The 19,262-nt window shown below is 71.5% G+C and carries 16 protein-coding genes; 3 read left to right on the top strand and 13 right to left on the bottom strand.

Going from position 1 to position 19,262, the window contains the following annotated elements; all coding sequences use genetic code 11:
• Window positions 1–38: 38 nt before the first annotated feature.
• Window positions 39–1,448, bottom strand: coding sequence for a type I glutamate--ammonia ligase (gene glnA / locus AB0F38_RS03735; RefSeq protein ID WP_361886018.1), 1,410 nt, complete (start codon window positions 1,446–1,448; stop codon window positions 39–41).
• Window positions 1,449–1,669: 221 nt separating this feature from the next.
• On the opposite strand from glnA, the gene AB0F38_RS03740 reads away from it, so the two are divergent.
• Window positions 1,670–2,137, top strand: coding sequence for an RDD family protein (locus AB0F38_RS03740; protein ID WP_361886021.1), 468 nt, complete (start codon window positions 1,670–1,672; stop codon window positions 2,135–2,137).
• A gap of 89 nt (window positions 2,138–2,226) precedes the next feature.
• Here the strand turns inward: AB0F38_RS03740 and AB0F38_RS03745 are convergent, their stop codons facing one another.
• The 4 genes from AB0F38_RS03745 to lipB form a co-directional block, all read right to left on the bottom strand.
• Window positions 2,227–2,934, bottom strand: coding sequence for a DUF4191 domain-containing protein (locus tag AB0F38_RS03745; RefSeq protein ID WP_361886024.1), 708 nt, complete (start codon window positions 2,932–2,934; stop codon window positions 2,227–2,229).
• Window positions 2,935–2,964: 30 nt separating this feature from the next.
• Entirely contained in the window at window positions 2,965–3,165 is a 201-nt protein-coding gene (locus tag AB0F38_RS03750; RefSeq protein ID WP_361886755.1) for a hypothetical protein, read from the bottom strand.
• 273 nt (window positions 3,166–3,438) lie between these two features.
• On the bottom strand, window positions 3,439–4,410 hold the full coding sequence (gene lipA, locus AB0F38_RS03755) for a lipoyl synthase (protein WP_361886027.1): 972 nt from the start codon (window positions 4,408–4,410) through the stop codon (window positions 3,439–3,441).
• Window positions 4,411–4,533: 123 nt separating this feature from the next.
• Complete coding sequence (lipB, locus tag AB0F38_RS03760) at window positions 4,534–5,343, bottom strand: lipoyl(octanoyl) transferase LipB (RefSeq protein WP_361886030.1); 810 nt, start codon at window positions 5,341–5,343, stop codon at window positions 4,534–4,536.
• 279 nt (window positions 5,344–5,622) lie between these two features.
• On the opposite strand from lipB, the gene AB0F38_RS03765 reads away from it, so the two are divergent.
• Entirely contained in the window at window positions 5,623–7,296 is a 1,674-nt protein-coding gene (locus tag AB0F38_RS03765) for a regulator (protein WP_361886033.1), read from the top strand.
• A gap of 8 nt (window positions 7,297–7,304) precedes the next feature.
• On the opposite strand, the gene AB0F38_RS03770 is transcribed toward AB0F38_RS03765, so the two are convergent.
• Entirely contained in the window at window positions 7,305–8,618 is a 1,314-nt protein-coding gene (locus AB0F38_RS03770; RefSeq protein WP_361886036.1) for an NAD(P)/FAD-dependent oxidoreductase, read from the bottom strand.
• 278 nt (window positions 8,619–8,896) lie between these two features.
• Window positions 8,897–9,796, bottom strand: coding sequence for a TIGR01777 family oxidoreductase (locus AB0F38_RS03775; protein ID WP_361886039.1), 900 nt, complete (start codon window positions 9,794–9,796; stop codon window positions 8,897–8,899).
• A gap of 61 nt (window positions 9,797–9,857) precedes the next feature.
• On the opposite strand from AB0F38_RS03775, the gene AB0F38_RS03780 reads away from it, so the two are divergent.
• A complete protein-coding gene (locus AB0F38_RS03780) occupies window positions 9,858–10,385 on the top strand; it encodes a GNAT family N-acetyltransferase (RefSeq protein WP_361886042.1) in 528 nt (175 codons plus the stop codon).
• 23 nt (window positions 10,386–10,408) lie between these two features.
• On the opposite strand, the gene AB0F38_RS03785 is transcribed toward AB0F38_RS03780, so the two are convergent.
• The 6 genes from AB0F38_RS03785 to lpdA all read right to left on the bottom strand — a co-directional run bounded on the left by AB0F38_RS03785 (window position 10,409) and on the right by lpdA (window position 19,102).
• Complete coding sequence (locus tag AB0F38_RS03785) at window positions 10,409–10,930, bottom strand: DUF4240 domain-containing protein (protein ID WP_361886758.1); 522 nt, start codon at window positions 10,928–10,930, stop codon at window positions 10,409–10,411.
• A 61-nt stretch (window positions 10,931–10,991) separates the two neighbouring features.
• Window positions 10,992–11,960 (bottom strand): WYL domain-containing protein, encoded by a 969-nt coding sequence (locus AB0F38_RS03790; protein WP_361886045.1) that lies wholly within the window; start codon window positions 11,958–11,960, stop codon window positions 10,992–10,994.
• Between the two features lie 74 nt (window positions 11,961–12,034).
• Window positions 12,035–14,707, bottom strand: coding sequence for a pyruvate dehydrogenase (acetyl-transferring), homodimeric type (aceE, locus tag AB0F38_RS03795; protein WP_361886048.1), 2,673 nt, complete (start codon window positions 14,705–14,707; stop codon window positions 12,035–12,037).
• A 346-nt stretch (window positions 14,708–15,053) separates the two neighbouring features.
• Entirely contained in the window at window positions 15,054–15,677 is a 624-nt protein-coding gene (locus AB0F38_RS03800; protein WP_329211843.1) for a GntR family transcriptional regulator, read from the bottom strand.
• A 149-nt stretch (window positions 15,678–15,826) separates the two neighbouring features.
• Window positions 15,827–17,653, bottom strand: a complete 1,827-nt coding sequence (sucB, locus tag AB0F38_RS03805; protein ID WP_361886051.1) for a 2-oxoglutarate dehydrogenase, E2 component, dihydrolipoamide succinyltransferase — start codon at window positions 17,651–17,653, stop codon at window positions 15,827–15,829.
• A 60-nt stretch (window positions 17,654–17,713) separates the two neighbouring features.
• Window positions 17,714–19,102: a dihydrolipoyl dehydrogenase gene (gene lpdA, locus AB0F38_RS03810; RefSeq protein WP_361886054.1), complete on the bottom strand. Its 1,389-nt coding sequence runs from the start codon at window positions 19,100–19,102 to the stop codon at window positions 17,714–17,716.
• Window positions 19,103–19,262: the final 160 nt, after the last annotated feature.

Consider the following 19,262-nt stretch of genomic DNA (forward strand, 5'->3'; position numbering starts at 1 on the left):
CCGGTGTGTCCGACGACGGGACCCTCGGGTCCCGCTTCTCAGAGATCGAAGTACAGCTCGAACTCGTGCGGGTGCGGCCGCAGCTGGATCGGGGCGATCTCGTTGGTGCGCTTGTAGTCGATCCACGTCTCGATCAGGTCGGGTGTGAAGACGCCGCCGGCCTGGAGGTACTCGTGGTCCTGCTCCAGGGCCTCGAGGACCGCCGGGAGGGAGGTCGGGACCTGCTGGACGCCCGCGTGCTCCTCGGGGGCCAGCTCGTAGAGGTCCTTGTCGATCGGCTCCGGGGGCTCGATCTTGTTCTTGACGCCGTCCAGGCCCGCCATCAGCAGGGCCGAGAACGCCAGGTACGGGTTCGAGGACGGGTCCGGGGCGCGGAACTCGACGCGCTTCGCCTTCGGGTTGGAGCCCGTGATCGGGATACGCATCGCGGCGGAGCGGTTGCGCTGCGAGTACACCATGTTGACCGGGGCCTCGAAGCCGGGGACCAGGCGGTGGTAGGAGTTCACCGTCGGGTTGGTGAAGGCCAGCAGCGACGGGGCGTGCTTCAGGATGCCGCCGATGTAGTAGCGGGCCATGTCCGACAGACCGGCGTAACCCTGCTCGTCGTAGAAGAGCGGCGTGCCGCCCTGCCACAGCGACTGGTGCACGTGCATGCCCGAGCCGTTGTCGCCGAAGATCGGCTTCGGCATGAAGGTCGCGGTCTTGCCGTTGCGCCAGGCGACGTTCTTCACGATGTACTTGAAGAGCATCAGGTCGTCGGCCGCCGCGAGCAGCGTGTTGAACTTGTAGTTGATCTCCGCCTGGCCGGCGGTGCCGACCTCGTGGTGCTGGCGCTCGACCTGGAGGCCGTTCTTGTCCAGCTCCAGGGAGATCTCGGCGCGCAGGTCGGCGAAGTGGTCGACCGGCGGGGTCGGGAAGTAGCCGCCCTTGTAGCGGACCTTGTAACCCCGGTTGTTCTCGGTCGCACCGGTGTTCCAGGCGCCGGCCTCGGAGTCGATGTGGTAGAAGCTCTCGTTCGCCGACGTCTGGAAGCGGACGTTGTCGAAGACGTAGAACTCGGCCTCGGGGCCGAAGTACGCGGTGTCGGCGACACCGGTCGAGGCGAGGTACGCCTCGGCCTTCTTGGCCACGTTCCGCGGGTCACGGCTGTACTGCTCGCCGGTGATCGGGTCGTGGATGAAGAAGTTGACGTTCACCGTCTTGTCGCGGCGGAACGGGTCGACACGGGCCGTGGACAGGTCCGCGCGGAGCGCCATGTCCGACTCGTGGATGGCCTGGAAGCCGCGGATCGACGAGCCGTCGAAAGCCAGTTCCTCGGCCGGGTCGAAGGTCGCTGCCGGGATCGTGAAGTGCTGCATCACACCCGGCAGGTCGCAGAACCGGACGTCGATGAACTTGACGTCGTTGTCGGCGATGTACTTCTGGACTTCGTCGGCGTTCTGGAACATCCAACTCCTCCTACTCCCGACCCGGGAAAGGGCGGGGTTGCAACTCGTTGTGCGGCCAGTGCGGTGGCACACGCTGGACCCGACCATAGGCAGGCAGGATTTCTCCAGCATGACCCATTTGTTTCGCCCAAGTTAACCGGGCCGGGGGGTAGCGGCACCTCAGCGACCTGTTCAGTGCCCCGCCCGGCCTGTCACAAACACGGGCGCAGTACCGTGGACGGGTGGACAACAGGCAAGCAATCGGATCGTGGCTCTCGGGGCCGCGCGCGGCGGCCGAGGAGATGGGCGCCGACTTCGGGTACCGGGGCGAACGCCTCGGCCTGCCCCAGGAAGGCCCGGGGTCCGTGGCCCCGCTCGGCCGGCGCGTCGGGGCCCTCTTCATCGACTGGTCCCTGTGCATGGTGATCGCATACGGGCTGCTCGCGCGCGGTGACCAACAGACGGCCGGGAACTGGGCGCTCGCCGTCTTCCTCGTCATGAGCCTGCTGACGGTCGGAACCATCGGTTCCACACCGGGCAAGCGCATCCTGGGCCTGCGGGTCGTCGCCGAGGACGGCGGACGGCTCGGCGCGGTCCGGGTCATCGTCCGGACCGTGCTCCTCGTCCTGGTGATCCCGGCGCTGGTCTGGGACCGCGACACCCGCGGCCTCCACGACCGGCTGGCCCGCGCGGTCCAGGTGCGCATCTGAGGACATGCGGCGCCGGCAGGTGGACGGAAGCGGAAAGCGGGCGGCCCCGGACGTGTTCGTCCGGGGCCGCCCGCTTCGTGCGTGCTGCGTCAGCGCATCTTTCCGCCGCGCGGCATCCGCATGCCCTTCGGCATCGGGCCCTTCGGCAGCGGCATGTTGCTCATCAGGTCACCCATCGCCCGCAGCCGGTCGTTGGTCGCCGTGACCTGCGGTCCGGTCAGGACCCGCGGAAGCTTCAGCATCTTGGTGCGCACCTTCTTCAGCGGCACCTGGCCCTCGCCGTCACCGACGATGATGTCGTGCACCGGCACGTCCACCACGATGCGGGCCATCTTCTTCTTCTCGGCCGCCAGCAGGCCCTTCACCCGGTTCGGATTGCCCTCGGCGACCAGCACGATGCCCGCCTTGCCGACGGCCCGGTGGACGACGTCCTGGCTGCGGTTCATCGCGACCGCCGGCGTCGTGGTCCAGCCACGGCCGACACGGTCCAGCACGGCCGCAGCGGCGCCGGGCTGTCCCTCCATCTGCCCGAAGGCCGCACGCTCGGCACGCCGCCCGAAGATGATCGCCATTGCGAGGAGGGCCAGTACGAAGCCCAGAATGCCCGCGTAGATCGGGTGGTCGATCAGGAAACCGATCGCGAGGAGGACGCCGAAGGTGACGATTCCCACACCCGCGACGACAAGGCCGACCTTGGGGTCGGACCGCTTGGTCATCTTGTAGGTCAGGGCGATCTGCTTGAGCCGCCCCGCGTTCTCGGCGCTGTCCGCGCCTTCAGTGTGTGCCTTCCTCGCCATGTACCGAAGTTTACGTGGCCTCGGCGCGGGCTAGGAACGGTGGTCGGCCACAGCCTTCAGGACATGCTCCGCCTCGACCCGGTCCTTGGCCCTGCGGCGGTCCTCGAGGACCGCCGTCCAGGCGTTCCGGCGGGCGGTGCGCTGGCCGCTGCTCAGCAGCAGCGACTCGACGGCGCGGAGTGCGGTGGTGACGGACGGGATCGCGTTGGCTCGTACCGGCGCGGCGGGCATCATGGTCGTTCCCCCTCGGAGCGGATGCGCGCACCCGGCGCGCACTGAGTAGCGGGAAGCAGTGACGGCAGCGGCTGCGTGCGCTGCCGCTGCGTGTGTACCTAGGGTCACTGCTCGGTGTTACCAGTGCATGACCGGTCGGTCAAACACCAATGAAACCCTGATTTCGGCGCCGCGCACGCCGACGCGGCCCATACGGGCCCCCGACCTGCGGGGAGTGCACGGGCCGCGTCGTCACGGCGATTACTGCTCAGTAGCTTCTTGTGCTCGGATTCACACGGCGCCGGTGGCCGTCGTGGCTCCCGCACCCCGCCGGTCCATCGCCTGCTGGAAGAGGCGGCCCGCGCGGTACGAGGAACGCACCAGCGGCCCCGACATGACCCCGGAGTAGCCGATCGCGTCGGCCTCGTCCTTCAGCTCCACGAACTCGTGCGGCTTCACCCAGCGCTCGACCGGGTGGTGCCGCGGGGTGGGCCGCAGGTACTGCGTGATCGTGATGAGCTCGCAACCCGCGTCGTACAGGTCCTGGAGCGCCTCGCTGACTTCCTCGCGGGTCTCGCCCATGCCCAGGATCAGGTTGGACTTGGTCACCAGGCCGGCCTCACGGGCCCGCGTGATGACGTCCAGGGAACGCTCGTAACGGAATCCGGGGCGGATCCGCTTGAAGATCCGCGGGACCGTCTCGACGTTGTGCGCGAGCACCTCGGGGCGCGAGGAGAAGACCTCGGCGAGCTGCTCGGGGACCGCGTTGAAGTCGGGGATCAGCAGCTCCACCTTGGTGGCGCCGGTCGCCCGCTCCGCGGTCCGGGCGTGGATCTGGCGCACGGTCTCCGCGTACAGCCAGGCGCCGCCGTCCTCCAGGTCGTCGCGTGCGACGCCGGTGATCGTGGCGTAGTTCAGGTCCATCGTGACCACGGACTCGCCCACACGCCGGGGCTCGTCGCGGTCGAGGGCCGCAGGCCTGCCCGTGTCGATCTGGCAGAAGTCGCAGCGACGGGTGCACTGGTCACCGCCGATGAGGAAGGTCGCCTCGCGGTCCTCCCAGCATTCGTAGATGTTCGGGCAGCCGGCCTCCTGGCACACGGTGTGCAGACCCTCGCTCTTCACGAGCTTCTGCATCTTCGTGTACTCGGGGCCCATCTTCGCCCGGGTCTTGATCCACTCGGGCTTGCGCTCGATGGGGGTCTGGCTGTTCCGGACCTCGAGGCGCAGCATCTTGCGCCCGTCGGGTGCGACAGCGGACACTCCGGCACTCCCCTTTGCTTTCGCTGCATTGGATTCTTCGGCGAACACCAGGGTACGCCCGTGGTTAGAACGGTCTTACGTCTGCCTAACCTGTGGCCGGCAGGGCCTATTCCCGTGCGGGTCTCAGGCGGTGGCGGTGGTCGCGGGAGCCTCCACGGCGCGGGGCGCGAGCTCCGCGTTCTCCAGGATGTTCCTGAGGTGCTTCTCGGCGACCGGGAGCACCTCCGCGATCGTGACGTCGCGGCCCAGCTCGTACGCGAGCGAGGTGACGCCCGCGTCCCGGATGCCGCACGGCACGATCCTGTCGAACCAGGTGTTGTCCGGGTTCACGTTCAGCGAGAAGCCGTGCATGGTGACGCCCTTGGCGACCCGGATGCCGATCGCGGCCAGCTTGCGGTCCTCGCGGCGCTGGCCGGCGTTGGACGGCGCGTACTCGGGGCCGTTCAGCCGGGCGTCGAACTCCTCGTCGTGCAGCCGGGGATCGAAGTCCAGCGACAGCCCGCCGAGTGCGGGGCGGTCCTCGACCGGGTCGCCGAGGACCCAGACGCCGCTGCGGCCCTCGACCCGGGAGGTCTCCACGCCGAAGTCGGCGGCGGTGCGGATCAGGGCGTCCTCCAGCCGGCGCACGTGCGCGACGACGTCGACCGGACGCGGCAGCTTCTGGATCGGGTAGCCGACGAGCTGGCCCGGGCCGTGCCAGGTGATCTTCCCGCCGCGGTCGACATCGATGACCGGGGTGCCGTCCAGTGGGCGCTCGCTGTCGGTCGTGCGGCGCCCCGCGGTGTAGACGGGCGGGTGCTCGAGGAGCAGGCAGGTGTCGGGGACCGTGTCCTCGAACCGGGCGGCGTGCACCTCGCGCTGCTTCTGCCAGGCCTCCTGGTAGTCGACCGCTTCCTCGCCGAATCCCAGACGGACGAACCGCAGCTCACTCACTCCGGGTGCCTCCCTACTCGCGGTGGCGGCAGACCGGGGGGTGTCCCCGGAGCCACGTCACCATGCACTGATGTGCGCCCTCAGCCACTGTACGACCGCTCCGCGCACAGCTGTCCGGCAGGTCGTGACCCACCGCCCTCTGTCAGCGATGTCCACAATTCTCACACGATCGGATGAATGTGAAGCGAAGGTCGGCGATGCGGCAGCCGGGGCAGCTAAGTTCGCGCCGTTCCATAAGGGCTGCCCGCCGGGCCCCGAAGGCAGGAGACCCTAGAGCTGATGTCGGAACGACCTCCGCAGCGCACCCCCAACCGGCGGCTCGCTGCGCTCATCGCGGAAGCCGGATTCTCCCACGCGGGCCTGGCCCGCAGGGTGGATCAGCTGGGCCTCGAACACGGCCTGGACCTGCGGTACGACAAGACCTCGGTGACCCGGTGGCTGCGCGGTCAGCAGCCGCGGGGCTCCACTCCCGCGCTGATCGCCGAGGTCTTCACCCGGCGGCTCGGGCGGCGGCTCTCGGCGCAGGACCTGGGCCTGGACGCGTGCGCGCCCGTCTACGCCGGCCTGGAGTTCGCGGCCACCCCCACCGAGGCCGTCGACATCGTCAGCGGGCTGTGGCGGAAGGACTCGGGCAGCCATGCGGAACTGCGCAAGATCGCGTTCACCCCGGCCGGACTGGTCGTCCCGAGCCGGGACTGGCTGATCGGCCGGGCCGACGAATGGACCGGCCGCGGCGAGCCGGCACCGGTGACGGTCGCGCCCGGTCTGCCCGCCCCGCGCACCCCTGCCGAGGCCGACGGGACGCGGGCGGTGAACGGGCTGCACACCGCCGACGGGTCCGACAAGCCCCAGGGCCCCGCAGGCGCATACGGTCCCCGTGCACACGGGGCGGGTGCGCACGGGGCCGGTGCACCGGGCACGGGCACGCACGGGCCGGGCGTCCACGGCGGCCCGGCCGGCACCCGCGGCCACGGCTCCTCCCGTCCGCCCGGCCCCGCGGCAACGCCCCCGGGCGTCCCGCGCCAACGGCAGAGCGACCGCGGCCCCGGCCAGCGGGTCGGCAGCGGAGACGTCGCAGCCCTGCGCTCGGTCGGCGAGCTCTTCCGCACCCTGGACAACGCGTACGGCGGCGGCCACGCCCGGCAGGCCCTCGTCAGGTACCTGGAGCACGAGGCCGAGCCCATGCTCCGCGGGAGCTACGGCGAGACGATCGGCCGGCGGCTGTTCTCGGCGGCCGCCGACCTGACCCGGCTGGCCGGCTGGACCTCGTACGACATCGCGGCGCACGGCCTCGCCCAGCGCTACTTCGTCCAGGCGCTGCGGCTCGCGCAGGCCGCCGGCGACCGGGCGTACGGCTCGTTCGTCCTGATCACGATGAGCCGGCAGGCCGTCTATCTCGGGCACGGCAGGGAAGCCGTCCAGCTCGCCCGAGTCGCCCAGCAGGGCATCGGCTCGTCCGCGCCCTCCGTCGTCATGGCTCTGCTGCACGCGGTCGAGGCCCGCGGACACGGCGTGCTCGGTGAGACCAGGGCCTGCATCGCCGCGCTCGTACGGGCGGAACGCTCCCTGCAGGCCGCCCGGCCCGGCGACGAGGTGCCGCACTGGGCCCGCTACTTCGACGAGGCGCAGCTGGCCGACGAATTCGGCCACTGCCACCGCGATCTGCGGCAGTACCGGGTATCCGCGCAGCACGCCGAGCGGTCCCTCCAGTTGCGCGCTCCGGCGTACGCCAGGAGCAGGCTGTTCTGCCGGGTGGTCCTCGCCTCCGCGCGCCTCGGCCTCGGCGAGCTGGACCAGGCCTGCCTGCTGGGCGCCGAGGCGGCCCAGCAGGCTTCGGAGATGCGGTCGGTGCGCGCGACGGAGTACGTAAGGGACTTCGAGCGACGCCTGGAGCCCTACCGGGACGCGGTCGCCGTGCGCGGGTACCGCGACCGGGTCGCCGCGCTGGGCTGACCCGGCCGCTACGCGGCGGCGGGCAGCGCCGTGCCGCCCCCGGGCTCCTTCCGCACCCCCAGGTCCGCGAGGATCGCCGAGGCCGCACGCCGCCCGGAGTGCAGGGCGCCCTGGACCGTGCTCGTGTCGCGGTGGTCGCCGCACACGTACAGGCCGGCGAGCACCCGGACCGGCCGGCGCAGGTCGTGCGGGGGCGGCATCGCGGGCACGGCCTCCGGGTCGTGATGGGCCGTCAGCAGCTCCCAGTCGTGGGTGGGCGTGCCGTACAGCGTGGCGAGATGGGCGCGGACCGTGCGGTCGAGGTCCGGCGGCGGGGGGCCGAGCACCGTGGAGGTGATCAGGGTCCGGCCGTGCGGCGCCCGCGAGGGATCGACCTCGCTCATCACGGCGGTGTGCGCGACCGGGCCGGACCGGTCCGCGTCCAGCAGCAGACTCGCGCCGGTCGACGGGGGCACCGGAGCCGTGTGGTGCAGCACCGTCACCGGGTGGAAGGCCGGCGTCCGCAGCCCGGGCAGCAGCTCGGCGGCCGCCCCCGCGCCGGCGGCCAGCAGCAGGGAGCGACAGCCCAGCTCACCGTGCTCCTTGGTGCGTACGGAGGTGATGTCGGCGGCCGTGACGTGGACCCCGGTCCGCACGGTGCCGGGCGGCAGCGAGGCCGCCATCAGCTCGGGCAGCGCCGAGGAACCGCCCGAGGGTACGCAGAGCCGGCCGCGCGCGTAACTGCGCAGGGTGAGGTCGGCGCAGCGGCTGGACGTGGTGAGCTCCGGGTCGCCCAGCAGTGCGGAGAGCAGCGGGCGCAGAAAGGCGTTGACCGTACGCGGCGGGATTCCGCGTGCCGACAGGGCCGAGAGCGCCGGCCGGTCGGGCCGGGCCATGATCCGGGCCGCCGGAGTGGCGGCGAGACGGGCCAGCCAGGCGCCCAGCCTGGCCTGCTCGATCGCCCCGCCCAGGGGCGCCCGGGGGGCGCTCGACCGGGAGCGCGCAGCCCTGAGCGCGCCCCTCGCGCTCCGCACGTCTCCGGCACGGAACTGGCGGCCCCCGGTGTGCACGAGCACGCCGGGAGCGAAGTCCCGCAGCACCAGCCCGTCCAGACCCGGCGTCGTGCGGAGCTCCGGGTACGCGGAGCTGAGCAGCGGGCCCGGATGGTCGAGCCGGAACCCGTCCACCTCATGGGTGGCCATCCGGCCGCCGACCTGCGCGGCGGCCTCCAGAACGGTGACGCTCACTCCTGCGCTGATCAGCTGGTGGGCCGCCGCAAGGCCGGCGACCCCGGCCCCGATGATGACCACATCCGCGTGCCGTGCCGTGTCTGCCGTGAGCACATGCCCCTCCCCGAGTCGGCTCGACTGGTGGGGGGTTCTTGCCCCCAACAGGCCCCCGGAATGCCGGAGTTCGGGTCGAGGCTAGGTGGATGGCCGATGCAGGTACAGTCGCGCGCACCCCGGGCACCGGTGCACGGGGTCGCACGGCGGCCCGGCGGACCGTCCCGGGGACGGCGGGCGGAGCGGCGGCGGCCGGCGCCAGGAGGCCGGGACGGTCCGGCTGACCTGCACCGCGGTGCGGTCCCGTCGTCCCCGACCAGGAGACGGGAGGGCCGGGCTCAGCGCAGTGCGGCGCGGATGGCCTCGTCGATTCCGGGGAAGGCGAACGAGAAGCCCGAGTCGAGAAGTTGGCCGGGGAGCACCCGCTGGCTTCCCAGGACGTCCTCGGCGAAGCCCCCGAGCGCGATCCGCAGCGCGGGGGCCGGTGCGGTGAGCAGGGTCGGGCGGCGCAGCACCCGCCCCATCGCGGCCGTCACCTGGCCGTTGGTGACGGGGGAGGGGCCGGTCAGATTCACCGGACCGGAAAGGGACTCCGTGTCCAGGAGGTGCCGCATGGCCGCGACGTGGTCGTGCAGGGCGATGAAGCTCCAGTACTGCCGACCGTTCCCGAGCCGCCCGCCGAGCCCCGCCTTGAACAGCGGGAACAGGCGCCCCCAGGCCCCGCCCTGCCGGGCGACGACCAGGCCGGTCCTGGCGAGGACCGTGCGGACACCCGCCTCCTCGGCGGGGGCCGCGGCCTCCTCCCACTCCACGCACACGGACGGCAGGAATCCCTCGCCGGGCGGTGCGGTCTCGTCGACCGCGCGGTCCCCGGTGTCGCCGTAGTAGCCGATGGCGGACCCGGACAGCAGCACCCTCGGCGGTGTGTCCAGGGAGGCCACGGCCTCGGCGATCGCGGCCGTGCCCAGCACCCTGCTGTCCCGGATCTCCCGCTTGTACGCCTCGGTCCACCGGTGGTCCCCGACCCCGGCACCGGCGAGGTGGACGACGGCGTCGCAGCCGACCAGCCCCGCCACGTCGACGTACTGGCGCTTGGGATCCCACTGCACCTCGTCGCCCGTGGCGGCGGGACGGCGCACCAGGCGCACCACCTCGTGCCCGTCGGCGCGCAGCGAGCGCACGAGCGCCGCTCCGATGAGTCCGGTCGATCCGGTGACGGCGATACGGGAGTGCGGCATGGTGTCATCTTGCCCCATGGACCCTGCCGCACGCGGAACACGGCGTGGCAGAGTTGCCGGCATGTCCGAACCGTGGTTCCTCTCCGTCCTGCCCGTCCGTCCCGCCGTACAGGCGGACCGCAGCGCACTCGGGGAGCTCGACCGTGCCACCTGGTCGACGCTGCACGCCGTCCAGCCGAGACCGCAGCCCCCGTACGAGCCCTTCTTCGACGAGCGGCACCCGCCCGAGGACTTCCTGGTGGCCGGAGCCGTCACCGGGACGGGGGAGGAGCGCATCGCCGGATACCTCCGGCTTGCCAGGGCGACCCCGCTCGCCTGCAACGCCCACGTACGCCAGATACAGGGCCTCGCCGTGGCCGAGTGGGCGCGGGGCCGCGGCATCGCGCGGGCGCTGCTGCGCGCCTCGTACACCGAGGCGCGCAGGCAGGGAGCCGGGCGGCTCACCCTGCGGGTGCTCGGGCACAACGCCCCCGCGCGGGCCCTCTACGCATCGGAGGGCTTCACCGTCGAAGGAGTGCTGCCCGGTGAGTTCTTCCTGCACGGACGGTATGTCGACGACATCCTGATGGGCCGTTCACTGGCGCCCTGAGCAGCACGGCACGGGCCGGCCGCTCAGGACGGTCCGAAGCGGTCCCAGAGCGCGGGGAACCGCTCCGCCAGCGCCGCGTCGTCCTCCAGGCCGAAGGCAGTGCCCTCCGGTTCCGAGACCTGGGGCGGCAGCCCGAGGTCGGGGGCCACCGTGCCGGTGAGCTGCTCGTACGCCTCGTCCGCGGCGTAGCCGAGCTCCTCGCCGTCCCCGTCGAGCTCCTCGTCGAAGTCCCCCAGCAGCGCGGCGAGGCTGTCCGGATCGTGCATCGCGCCCTCGAAGACCTCCCGGCCCTGCGCGATCAGCCAGCACCGGAAGTAGTCGAACGCGTCGTCACTCGCCCCGCCGAGCAGCACGGCGGCCGCTCCCCACAGGTCCCAGCGGTAGGCGCGGTGGTAACGGGCCTCGAAGTGTCTGGCGAAATCCAGCACGGAGTCCGGATCGAGCTGCACCAGCCGTTCGACGAGCAGGTCGGCATGGTCCTCGGGGTCGCCCTCGGCGGCCTCGCGGGTGCTGTCGATGATCTCCCAGAACTCCGTCTCGTCCATCACGGGTCCAGCATCTGCCCTGGCGGCGGGCGACGCACGCGGAGACACCGAAATGAAGCCTTCAGCGATAGAGGTCGCGCAGGCGTTCGGCGGCATCGATGAAACGTTCGCGCAGGGTGGCGGGTGCGAGGACCTCCAACTCCGGTCCGAGGGAGAGCAGCTGGCCGTACGCGACCTCCTCGGACTCGACCGCCAGGGTCACCGTCCGCCGGCCGTCCTCGTCGGGCCCGGCGGCCTCGGCCAGCGCCTCGGCGGCGGCGGCCCTGTCCACGGCGTGCGGCAGCCGCCGCACCCCCGCCTCGGACAGCCGTACGGTCACCTCGGTCCGCAGGATCGACCGGGCGAACTGGGCCGCCCGCTCCTCCCAGAACCGGGGGAGATCGAACTCCTCGTCCCGTACGAAACGGGATTCCGAGACGGCGACCGCGGTGAACCGGTCCATCCGGTACACCCGGAGGTCCTCCTCGGCCCGGGCGCACAGGTACCAGACACCGGCCTTCAGCACGAGCCCGTACGGGGACAGCTCCCGCTCGACCTCCTGCGCGCCGCCGCGGCGGTAGCGGACCCGGACCAGCCGGTCGCCCCAGACGGCCTCCGCGACGGAGGGCAGCAGCTCGGGGACGGCCGGCTCGTGGAACCAGCCGGGGGCGTCCAGGTGGAAGCGCTGGGCGGCGGTCCTGGAGGCGTCCCGGAGGGAGGGGAGCAGGGCCGCCGAGACCTTCAGCCGGGCCGCCGAAGCGGCGTCGTCCAGCCCCATCTCGCGCAGCGCGGAGGGCAGCCCGGACAGGAAGAGGACCTCGGCCTCATGGCGGGCCAGTCCGGTCAGCCGGGTCCGGTAACCCCCGACGAGCCGGTAACCGCCGACGCGGCCCCGGTCCGCGTACACCGGCACGCCCGCCTCGGAGAGCGCCTGGGCGTCCCGGGTCACGGTGCGCTCCGACACCTCCAGCTCCTTCGCCAGCTCCGCGGCGGTCATGGCGGGGCGGGACTGGAGGAGCAGCACCATCTTGATGAGCCGGGCAGCACGCATGGACCCATTGTGGGGGGTGCCGCCGACGCCGGCGGGCAGGCGCCGGACCCGCCCGCGCCTGCCCGCCCGTCCCCCTACAGCCCGTACTTCTCCCGGGCCTCCTTGACCGTCGAGGCCGGGAGCTCGCCGCGGCGGGCCAGCTGGGCCAGGGAGGCGACCACGACCGACTGCGGGTCCACACCGAAGTGCCGACGGGCCGCCGCGCGGGTGTCGGAGAGGCCGAAGCCGTCCGTGCCCAGCGACGACCAGTCCTGCTCCACCCACTGGCTGATCTGGTCCGGCACCGCGCGCATCCAGTCGCTGACCGCGAGGACCGGGCCCGGCGCACCGGAGAGCGCCTGGGTCACGTACGGCACGCGCTCCTCGCCGCGGAGCAGCGCCTCGTCGGCCTCCAGCGCGTCGCGGCGCAGCTCGCCCCACGAGGTGGCGGACCAGACGTCGGCCGTGACCCCCCAGTCGTCGGCCAGGAGTTCCTGGGCCTCCAGCACCCAGTGGATCGCCGTACCGGAGGCCAGAAGCTGCAGGCGCGGCGCGTCCGCCGTGCCGGGCGTGCCCTCCCTGAAGCGGTACAGGCCCTTGACGATGCCCTCCTCGACGCCTTCCGGCATCGCGGGCTGCTGCTTCGGCTCGTTGTAGACCGTCAGGTAGTAGAAGACGTTCTCGGCATCGGGGCCGTACATCCTGCGCAGACCGTCCTTGACGATCACCGCGACCTCGTACGCGAACGCCGGGTCGTAGTTGAGCGACGCCGGGTTCGTGGACGCGATCAGGTGCGAGTGGCCGTCCGCGTGCTGGAGGCCCTCACCCGTCAGCGTCGTACGGCCCGCCGTGGCGCCCACGATGAAGCCCTTGCCGAGCTGGTCGGCGAGCTGCCACATCTGGTCGGCCGTCCGCTGCCAGCCGAACATCGAGTAGAAGATGTAGAACGGGATCATCGTCTCGCCGTGCGTCGCGTACGACGTGGCGGCGGCGATGAAGTCGGCCATGGCGCCGGCCTCGGTGATCCCCTCGTTGAGGATCTGGCCGTCCTTGGCCTCCTTGTAGTACATCAGCTGGTCCCGGTCGACCGGCTCGTACGTCTGGCCCAGCGGCGAGTAGATGCCGGCCGACGGGAACAGCGACTCCATGCCGAAGGTACGGGCCTCGTCCGGGACGATCGGAACCCAGCGCCTGCCGGTCTCCTTGTCCCGCATCAGGTCCTTCACCAGGCGGACGAACGCCATGGTGGTGGCCATCTCCTGCTTGCCGGACCCCTTGTACAGGGCCTTGAAGGCGCGCTCCTCCGGCTGCGGCAGGGCCACGGCGTGCACCCGCCGGGCGGGGGCCGGACCACCGAGGGCGGCGCGGCGCTCCTGGAGGTAGCGGACCTCGGGGGAGTCGGTGCCCGGGTGCCCGTAGGGGACCAGTCCGTCCTCGAAGGCGCTGTCCGGGATCGGGAGGCCGAGCAGCTCGCGCATGCCCTTGAACTCGTCGATCGACAGCTTCTTCATCTGGTGGTTGGCGTTCTTGGACTCGAAGCCCTTGCCGAGCGTGTAGCCCTTGACCGTCTGGGCCAGGATCACGGTCGGCGCGCCCTTGTGCTCCACGGCCGCGCGGTAGGCCGCGTACACCTTGCGCGCCTCGTGACCGCCGCGGGAGCTGTAGAAACACTCGGCGATGCTGGCGTCGCTCAGCAGCTTCGCCAGCTCGGCGAGCGCGGGCTCGGCGCCGAAGAAGTGCTCGCGGATGTAGGCCACGTCGCGGGTCGCGTACGTCTGGAACTGCGCGTCCGGCACCTCGCGGAGGCGGCGGAGCAGCGCACCCGTGGTGTCCAGCTGGAACAGCTCGTCCCAGGCGTTGCCCCAGAGTGTCTTGATGACGTTCCAGCCGGCCCCGCGGAACGCGCCCTCCAGCTCCTGGACCACGCGGAAGTTGGCGCGGACCGGGCCGTCGAGGCGCTGCAGGTTGCAGTTGATGACGAAGGTCAGGTTGTCGAGCTGCTCACGGGCCGCGAGGGCGAGGGCAGCGGTCGACTCGGGCTCGTCCATCTCGCCGTCGCCCAGGAAGGCCCAGACGTGCGAGTCCGACGTGTCCTTGATCTTGCGGTTGGCCAGATAGCGGTTGAAGCGCGCTTGGTAGATCGCCGAGAGCGGGCCGAGACCCATCGACACGGTGGGGAACTCCCACAGCCAGGGCAGCCGCCGCGGGTGCGGGTAGGACGGCAGGCCGTCGCCGCCCGACTCCTGCCGGAAGTTGTCGAGCTGCTGTTCGCTGATCCGGCCGTCGAGGAAGGCACGGGCGTAGATGCCGGGCGAGGCGTGGCCCTGGATGTAGAGCTGGTCGCCGGAGCCTCCCCCTCCCTCCTTGCCGCGGAAGAAGTGGTTGAAGCCGGTCTCGTACAGCCAGGCGGCCGAGGCGAAGGTGGCGATGTGCCCGCCCACGCCGAAGCGGGCGCCGCGGGTGACCATCGCGGCCGCGTTCCAGCGGTTCCACGCGGTGATCTTCGATTCCATCTCCAGGTCGCCGTCGAAGGCGGGCTCCGCGGAGGTGGGGATGGTGTTGACGTAATCGGTCTCCAGCAGCTTGGGCAGCGCGATACCGGCGCCCTCCGCGTGCTGGAGCGAGCGCCGCATCAGGTACGCGGCGCGGTGCGGGCCCGCGGCCTTGGTGACGGCGTCCAGGGAGGCCGCCCATTCGGCGGTCTCCTCGGGGTCGCGGTCCGGGAGCTGGTCGAGCTCGCTCGGAAGCTTTGCTACGGGGTCGGTCATGATCGCCGCCTTCCGGAGTGGAGGGGGGTGGAGAAGGCCCTGGCTGGCAGGACAGGGCGATCGGGCCGGTGGGCCCGCGAGTGAACTGTAAGTGGCCGATCGATGATCGATCAAAGGGGTGAAGGGAAAAAATTCTTGATATGAAGAAAGTGGCATTCGGTGCCTCGGAACGGGGCACGCAGTGACGGGACCATTCGGGGTGAAACGGGCTCTGAGCTGCACAGTCGAGCGACGGATGCCGCAGATGGGTGCGGGCCGCCGCGGGGTCCACGGCGCCACTCCGGCTCACGCCGCCGCGCGGGCTCGGCGCTTCACCGGGCTCATGGGTGGAGCGCGCACCCGGGACTCATGCCCGGGGAGCGCACCCGAGGACGTGCTCCTTCACCAGCACGGCGATCCGCGGGTCCCGCCGCAGGAACGCGTCGATGAGTGCCTCGTGCTCCTCCGCGTAGGACTTCTGCACCGTGCCCAGCCAGCGGATCGACAGAGCGGTGAACACCTCGATGCCCAGCCCCTCCCAGGTGTGCAGCAGGACGGCGTTCCCCGCCGCCCGCACCATCTCCCGGTGGAAGGCCACGGTGTGCCGCACCTGCGCCTCACCGTCGGCCAGCCGGTCCGCCTCGTACAGGGCCGCCACGTGCGGCGTCAGCGCCGAGCAGTCCTCGCCCAGCGCCGGCGCGGCCAGCTCCGCCGCGATCTGCTCCAGTCCGGCCCGTACGGGGTAGCTCTCCTCCAGATCGGCCGCGGTCAGGTTCCGCACCCGCACGCCCTTGTTGGGTGCCGACTCGATCAGCCTCAGCGTCTCCAGCTCGCGCAGCGCCTCGCGCACGGGCGTCTGGCTGACCTCCAGCTCGGTCGCGATGCGGCGCTCGACGATCCGCTCACCCGGCTTCCAGCGCCCGCTGACGATCCCGTCCACGATGTGCTCGCGGATCTGCTCGCGCAGCGAGTGGACGACGGGCGGGGTCATGACGGGCTCCTTCGGCGCAAACCATTGCTGCTCTCCACCAACACGGCGTCCGAGGGCGACCGGTGGTGTCTAGACAATACGGCGGCGCCCCCGTCCGGAAGTGTTCCGGACGGGGGCGCCGCTGGTGAGGCTGGTTACAGCTGCACGGCTCAGAGGCCGAGCTCGACCTCGAACTCGCCGGCCTCGAGGATCGCCTTGACCGTCGTCAGGTAACGGGCGGCGTCCGCGCCGTCCACCAGACGGTGGTCGTAGGAGAGCGAGAGGTACGTCATGTCACGGACACCGATGACGGTGCCCTCGGCGGTCTCGATGACCGCCGGACGCTTGACGGTGGCACCGATGCCCAGGATGGCCGCCTGGTTCGGCGGCACGATGACGGTGTCGAACAGCGCACCGCGCGAACCGGTGTTGCTGATGGTGAAGGTCGCACCGGACATGTCGTCCGGGGTGAGGCCGCCACCACGGGCCTTGCCCGCCAGCTCGGCGGTCTTCTTCGCGATACCCGCGATGTTCAGGTCGCCCGCACCCTTGATGACCGGGGTCATCAGACCCTTCTCGGCGTCCACGGCGATGCCGATGTTCTCCGAGTCGAAGTACGTGATCGTGCCCTCGTCCTCGTTGATCCGGGCGTTGACGACCGGGTGGGCCTTCAGCGCCTGGGCCGCCGCCTTCACGAAGAACGGCATCGGGGACAGCTTCACGCCCTCACGGGCGGCGAAGGACTCCTTCGCCTGGTTGCGCAGCTTCATCAGCTTGGTGATGTCGACCTCGAGGACCGAGGTCAGCTGGGCCTGCGAGTGCAGCGCCTTCATCATGTTGTCGCCGATGACCTTGCGCATGCGGGTCATCTTGACCGTCTGACCGCGCAGCGGGGACGCCTCGAGCTTCGGCGCGGCCTTGGCTGCCGGGGCGGCGGCGGCCGGAGCCGGAGCGACGGCGGCGGCCTTGGCGGCCTCCGCGGCGGCGACGACGTCCTGCTTGCGGATACGGCCACCGACGCCGGTGCCCTTGACCGCGCCCAGGTCGACGCCGTTCTCGGCGGCGAGCTTGCGGACCAGGGGCGTGACGTACGCGCCGTCGTCACCCGAAGGCGTGGCAGGGGCGGCCGGTGCCGGGGCGACGGGCGCGGGGGCGGCGGCCACGGGCGCCGGGGCGGCCGGAGCCGCGGCCGGGGCGGGGGCAGCCGGAGCCGGGGCCGGAGCGGCCGGGGCGGGAGCCGCCGCAGCCGGAGCGGGAGCAGCCGGAGCGGCCTCTGCCGGAGCAGCGGCGGGAGCCGGGGCGGCGGCCGGAGCCGGAGCGGCCTCCGCCGGAGCGGCCTCCGCCGGAGCGGCGGCCGGGGCGGCACCCGGAGCACCGATGACGGCGAGCTTGGCGCCGACCTCGGCGGTCTCGTCCTCGGCGACCACGATCTCCAGCAGCACGCCGGAGACCGGGGCGGGGATCTCGGTGTCGACCTTGTCCGTGGAGACCTCGAGCAGGGGCTCGTCCTCCGTGACCTCCTCGCCGACCTCCTTCAGCCAGCGGGTGACGGTGCCCTCGGTGACGCTCTCACCGAGCGCCGGGAGGGTCACATCGGTACCGGCGGCGCCACCGGCCGGCGCGGCGGCCGGGGCCGCGGGGGCCTCGGCGGCGGGCGCGGGGGCCTCGGCCGGAGCCGCGGGGGCCTCGGCGGCAGGTGCCGGGGCGGCGGCAGGCTCGGCGGCCGGCTCGGCGGCCGGAACCGCGGCGGGCGCGCCCGTGCCGTCGTCGATGACGGCCAGCTCGGCGCCGACCTCGACGGTCTCGTCCTCGGCGACCTTGATGGATGCCAGGATGCCCGAGGCGGGGGCGGGGATCTCGGTGTCGACCTTGTCGGTCGAGACCTCGAGCAGCGGCTCGTCGGCCTCGACGTGCTCGCCCTCGGCCTTCAGCCAGCGGGTGACGGTGCCCTCGGTGACGCTCTCGCCGAGCGCCGGAAGGGTTACGGAAACCGACATGGTTTCAGTTGCTCCTTACGAAAGTGCGGAAGTGGTCGGTCGTCGCGCCCGGGACCGGAATCAGTCGTGGGAGTGAAGAGGCTTGCCGGCAAGGGCCAGGTGAGCCTCGCCCATCGCCTCGTTCTGCGTCGGGTGGGCGTGGATGAGCTGCGCGACCTCGGCCGGCAGCGCCTCCCAGTTGTAGATCAGCTGGGCCTCGCCGACCTGCTCGCCCATACGGTCACCGACCATGTGGACGCCGACCACGGCACCGTCCTTGACCTGGACGAGCTTGATCTCGCCCGCGGTCTTCAGGATCTTGCTCTTGCCGTTGCCCGCGAGGTTGTACTTGAGGGCGACGACCTTGTCCGCACCGTAGATCTCCTTGGCCTTGGCCTCGGTGATACCCACGGAGGCGACCTCGGGGTGGCAGTACGTCACCTTCGGCACGCCGTCGTAGTCGATCGGCACGGTCTTGAGGCCGGCCAGCCGCTCCGCCACCAGGATGCCCTCGGCGAAGCCGACGTGGGCGAGCTGGAGGGTCGGGGCGAGGTCGCCCACGGCCGAGATCGTCGGGACGTTGGTCTGCATGTACTCGTCGACGAGGACGTAGCCGCGGTCCATCGCGACGCCGGCCTCCTCGTAGCCCAGCCCCTGCGAGACCGGACCGCGGCCGATCGCGACCAGCAGCACCTCCGCCTCGAAGGTCTTGCCGTCGGCGAGGGTGACCCGCACACCGTCCTGCGTGTACTCGGCCTTGTCGAAGAAGGTGCCGAGGTTGAACTTGATGCCGCGCTTGCGGAACGCGCGCTCCAGAAGCTTCGAGCTGTTCTCGTCCTCGACCGGGACCAGGTGCTTCAGGCCCTCGACGATCGTGATGTCGGTCCCGAAGGACTTCCACGCCGAGGCGAACTCGACGCCGATGACGCCGCCGCCCAGGACGATCGCGGACTTCGGTACCCGGTCCAGCTTCAGCGCGTGGTCCGAGGAGATGATGCGGTTGCCGTCGATCTCCAGGCCGGGCAGCGACTTCGGCACGGAGCCGGTCGCGAGCACCACGTGGCGGCCCTGGATCCGCTGGCCGCCGACATCCACCGAGGTGGGCGACGAGAGCCGGCCCTCGCCCTCGATGTAATGCACCTTGCGCGAGGCGATGAGTCCCTGCAGACCCTTGTACAGGCCCGAGATCACCTCGTCCTTGTAGGCGTGGACGGCCTCGATGTCGATGCCCTCGAAGGTGGCCTTCACGCCGAACTGACCGGCCTCGCGGGCCTGGTCGGCGATCTCGCCGGCGTGCAGCAGCGCCTTCGTGGGAATGCAGCCGTTGTGCAGGCAGGTGCCGCCGACCTTGCCCTTCTCGATCAGTGCGACGTCCAGGCCCAGCTGCGCTCCGCGCAGTGCCGCGGCGTAACCGCCGCTACCACCGCCGAGGATCACTAGGTCGAAAACGGTGCTGGCGTCGTTCGCCACGTCACGTCCTCCATGCATGTGCGCCGTACGCCGGGCCCCGTCGCTGGGGTGTGACCGGCCGGTCGGCTGGTGTTCGGCCGCTTGCGTTATTCGGCCCTGTGGTGGGGGCCCTGTCCTGCCGAGAACCCATCTTCGCACTTGTTGAGGGCGGGCGGGACGC

Source organism: Streptomyces sp. NPDC025273 (assembly GCF_040638585.1).
Taxonomy (GTDB): Bacteria; Actinomycetota; Actinomycetes; order Streptomycetales; family Streptomycetaceae; genus Streptomyces; species Streptomyces cinereorectus.

Bases quoted from the DNA above. Each gene is read 5' to 3' on its own strand.
- AB0F38_RS03785 (WP_361886758.1), bottom strand. From the start codon at position 10,930: ATGGACGAGACGGAGTTCTGGGAGATCATCGACAGCACCCGCGAGGCC.
- AB0F38_RS03750 (WP_361886755.1), bottom strand. From the start codon at position 3,165: ATGCCCGCCGCGCCGGTACGAGCCAACGCGATCCCGTCCGTCACCACC.
- sucB (WP_361886051.1), bottom strand. From the start codon at position 17,653: ATGTCGGTTTCCGTAACCCTTCCGGCGCTCGGCGAGAGCGTCACCGAG.
- AB0F38_RS03780 (WP_361886042.1), top strand. From the start codon at position 9,858: ATGTCCGAACCGTGGTTCCTCTCCGTCCTGCCCGTCCGTCCCGCCGTA.
- AB0F38_RS03765 (WP_361886033.1), top strand. From the start codon at position 5,623: ATGTCGGAACGACCTCCGCAGCGCACCCCCAACCGGCGGCTCGCTGCG.
- aceE (WP_361886048.1), bottom strand. From the start codon at position 14,707: ATGACCGACCCCGTAGCAAAGCTTCCGAGCGAGCTCGACCAGCTCCCG.
- AB0F38_RS03790 (WP_361886045.1), bottom strand. From the start codon at position 11,960: ATGCGTGCTGCCCGGCTCATCAAGATGGTGCTGCTCCTCCAGTCCCGC.
- AB0F38_RS03745 (WP_361886024.1), bottom strand. From the start codon at position 2,934: ATGGCGAGGAAGGCACACACTGAAGGCGCGGACAGCGCCGAGAACGCG.
- AB0F38_RS03775 (WP_361886039.1), bottom strand. From the start codon at position 9,796: ATGCCGCACTCCCGTATCGCCGTCACCGGATCGACCGGACTCATCGGA.
- glnA (WP_361886018.1), bottom strand. From the start codon at position 1,448: ATGTTCCAGAACGCCGACGAAGTCCAGAAGTACATCGCCGACAACGAC.
- AB0F38_RS03800 (WP_329211843.1), bottom strand. From the start codon at position 15,677: ATGACCCCGCCCGTCGTCCACTCGCTGCGCGAGCAGATCCGCGAGCAC.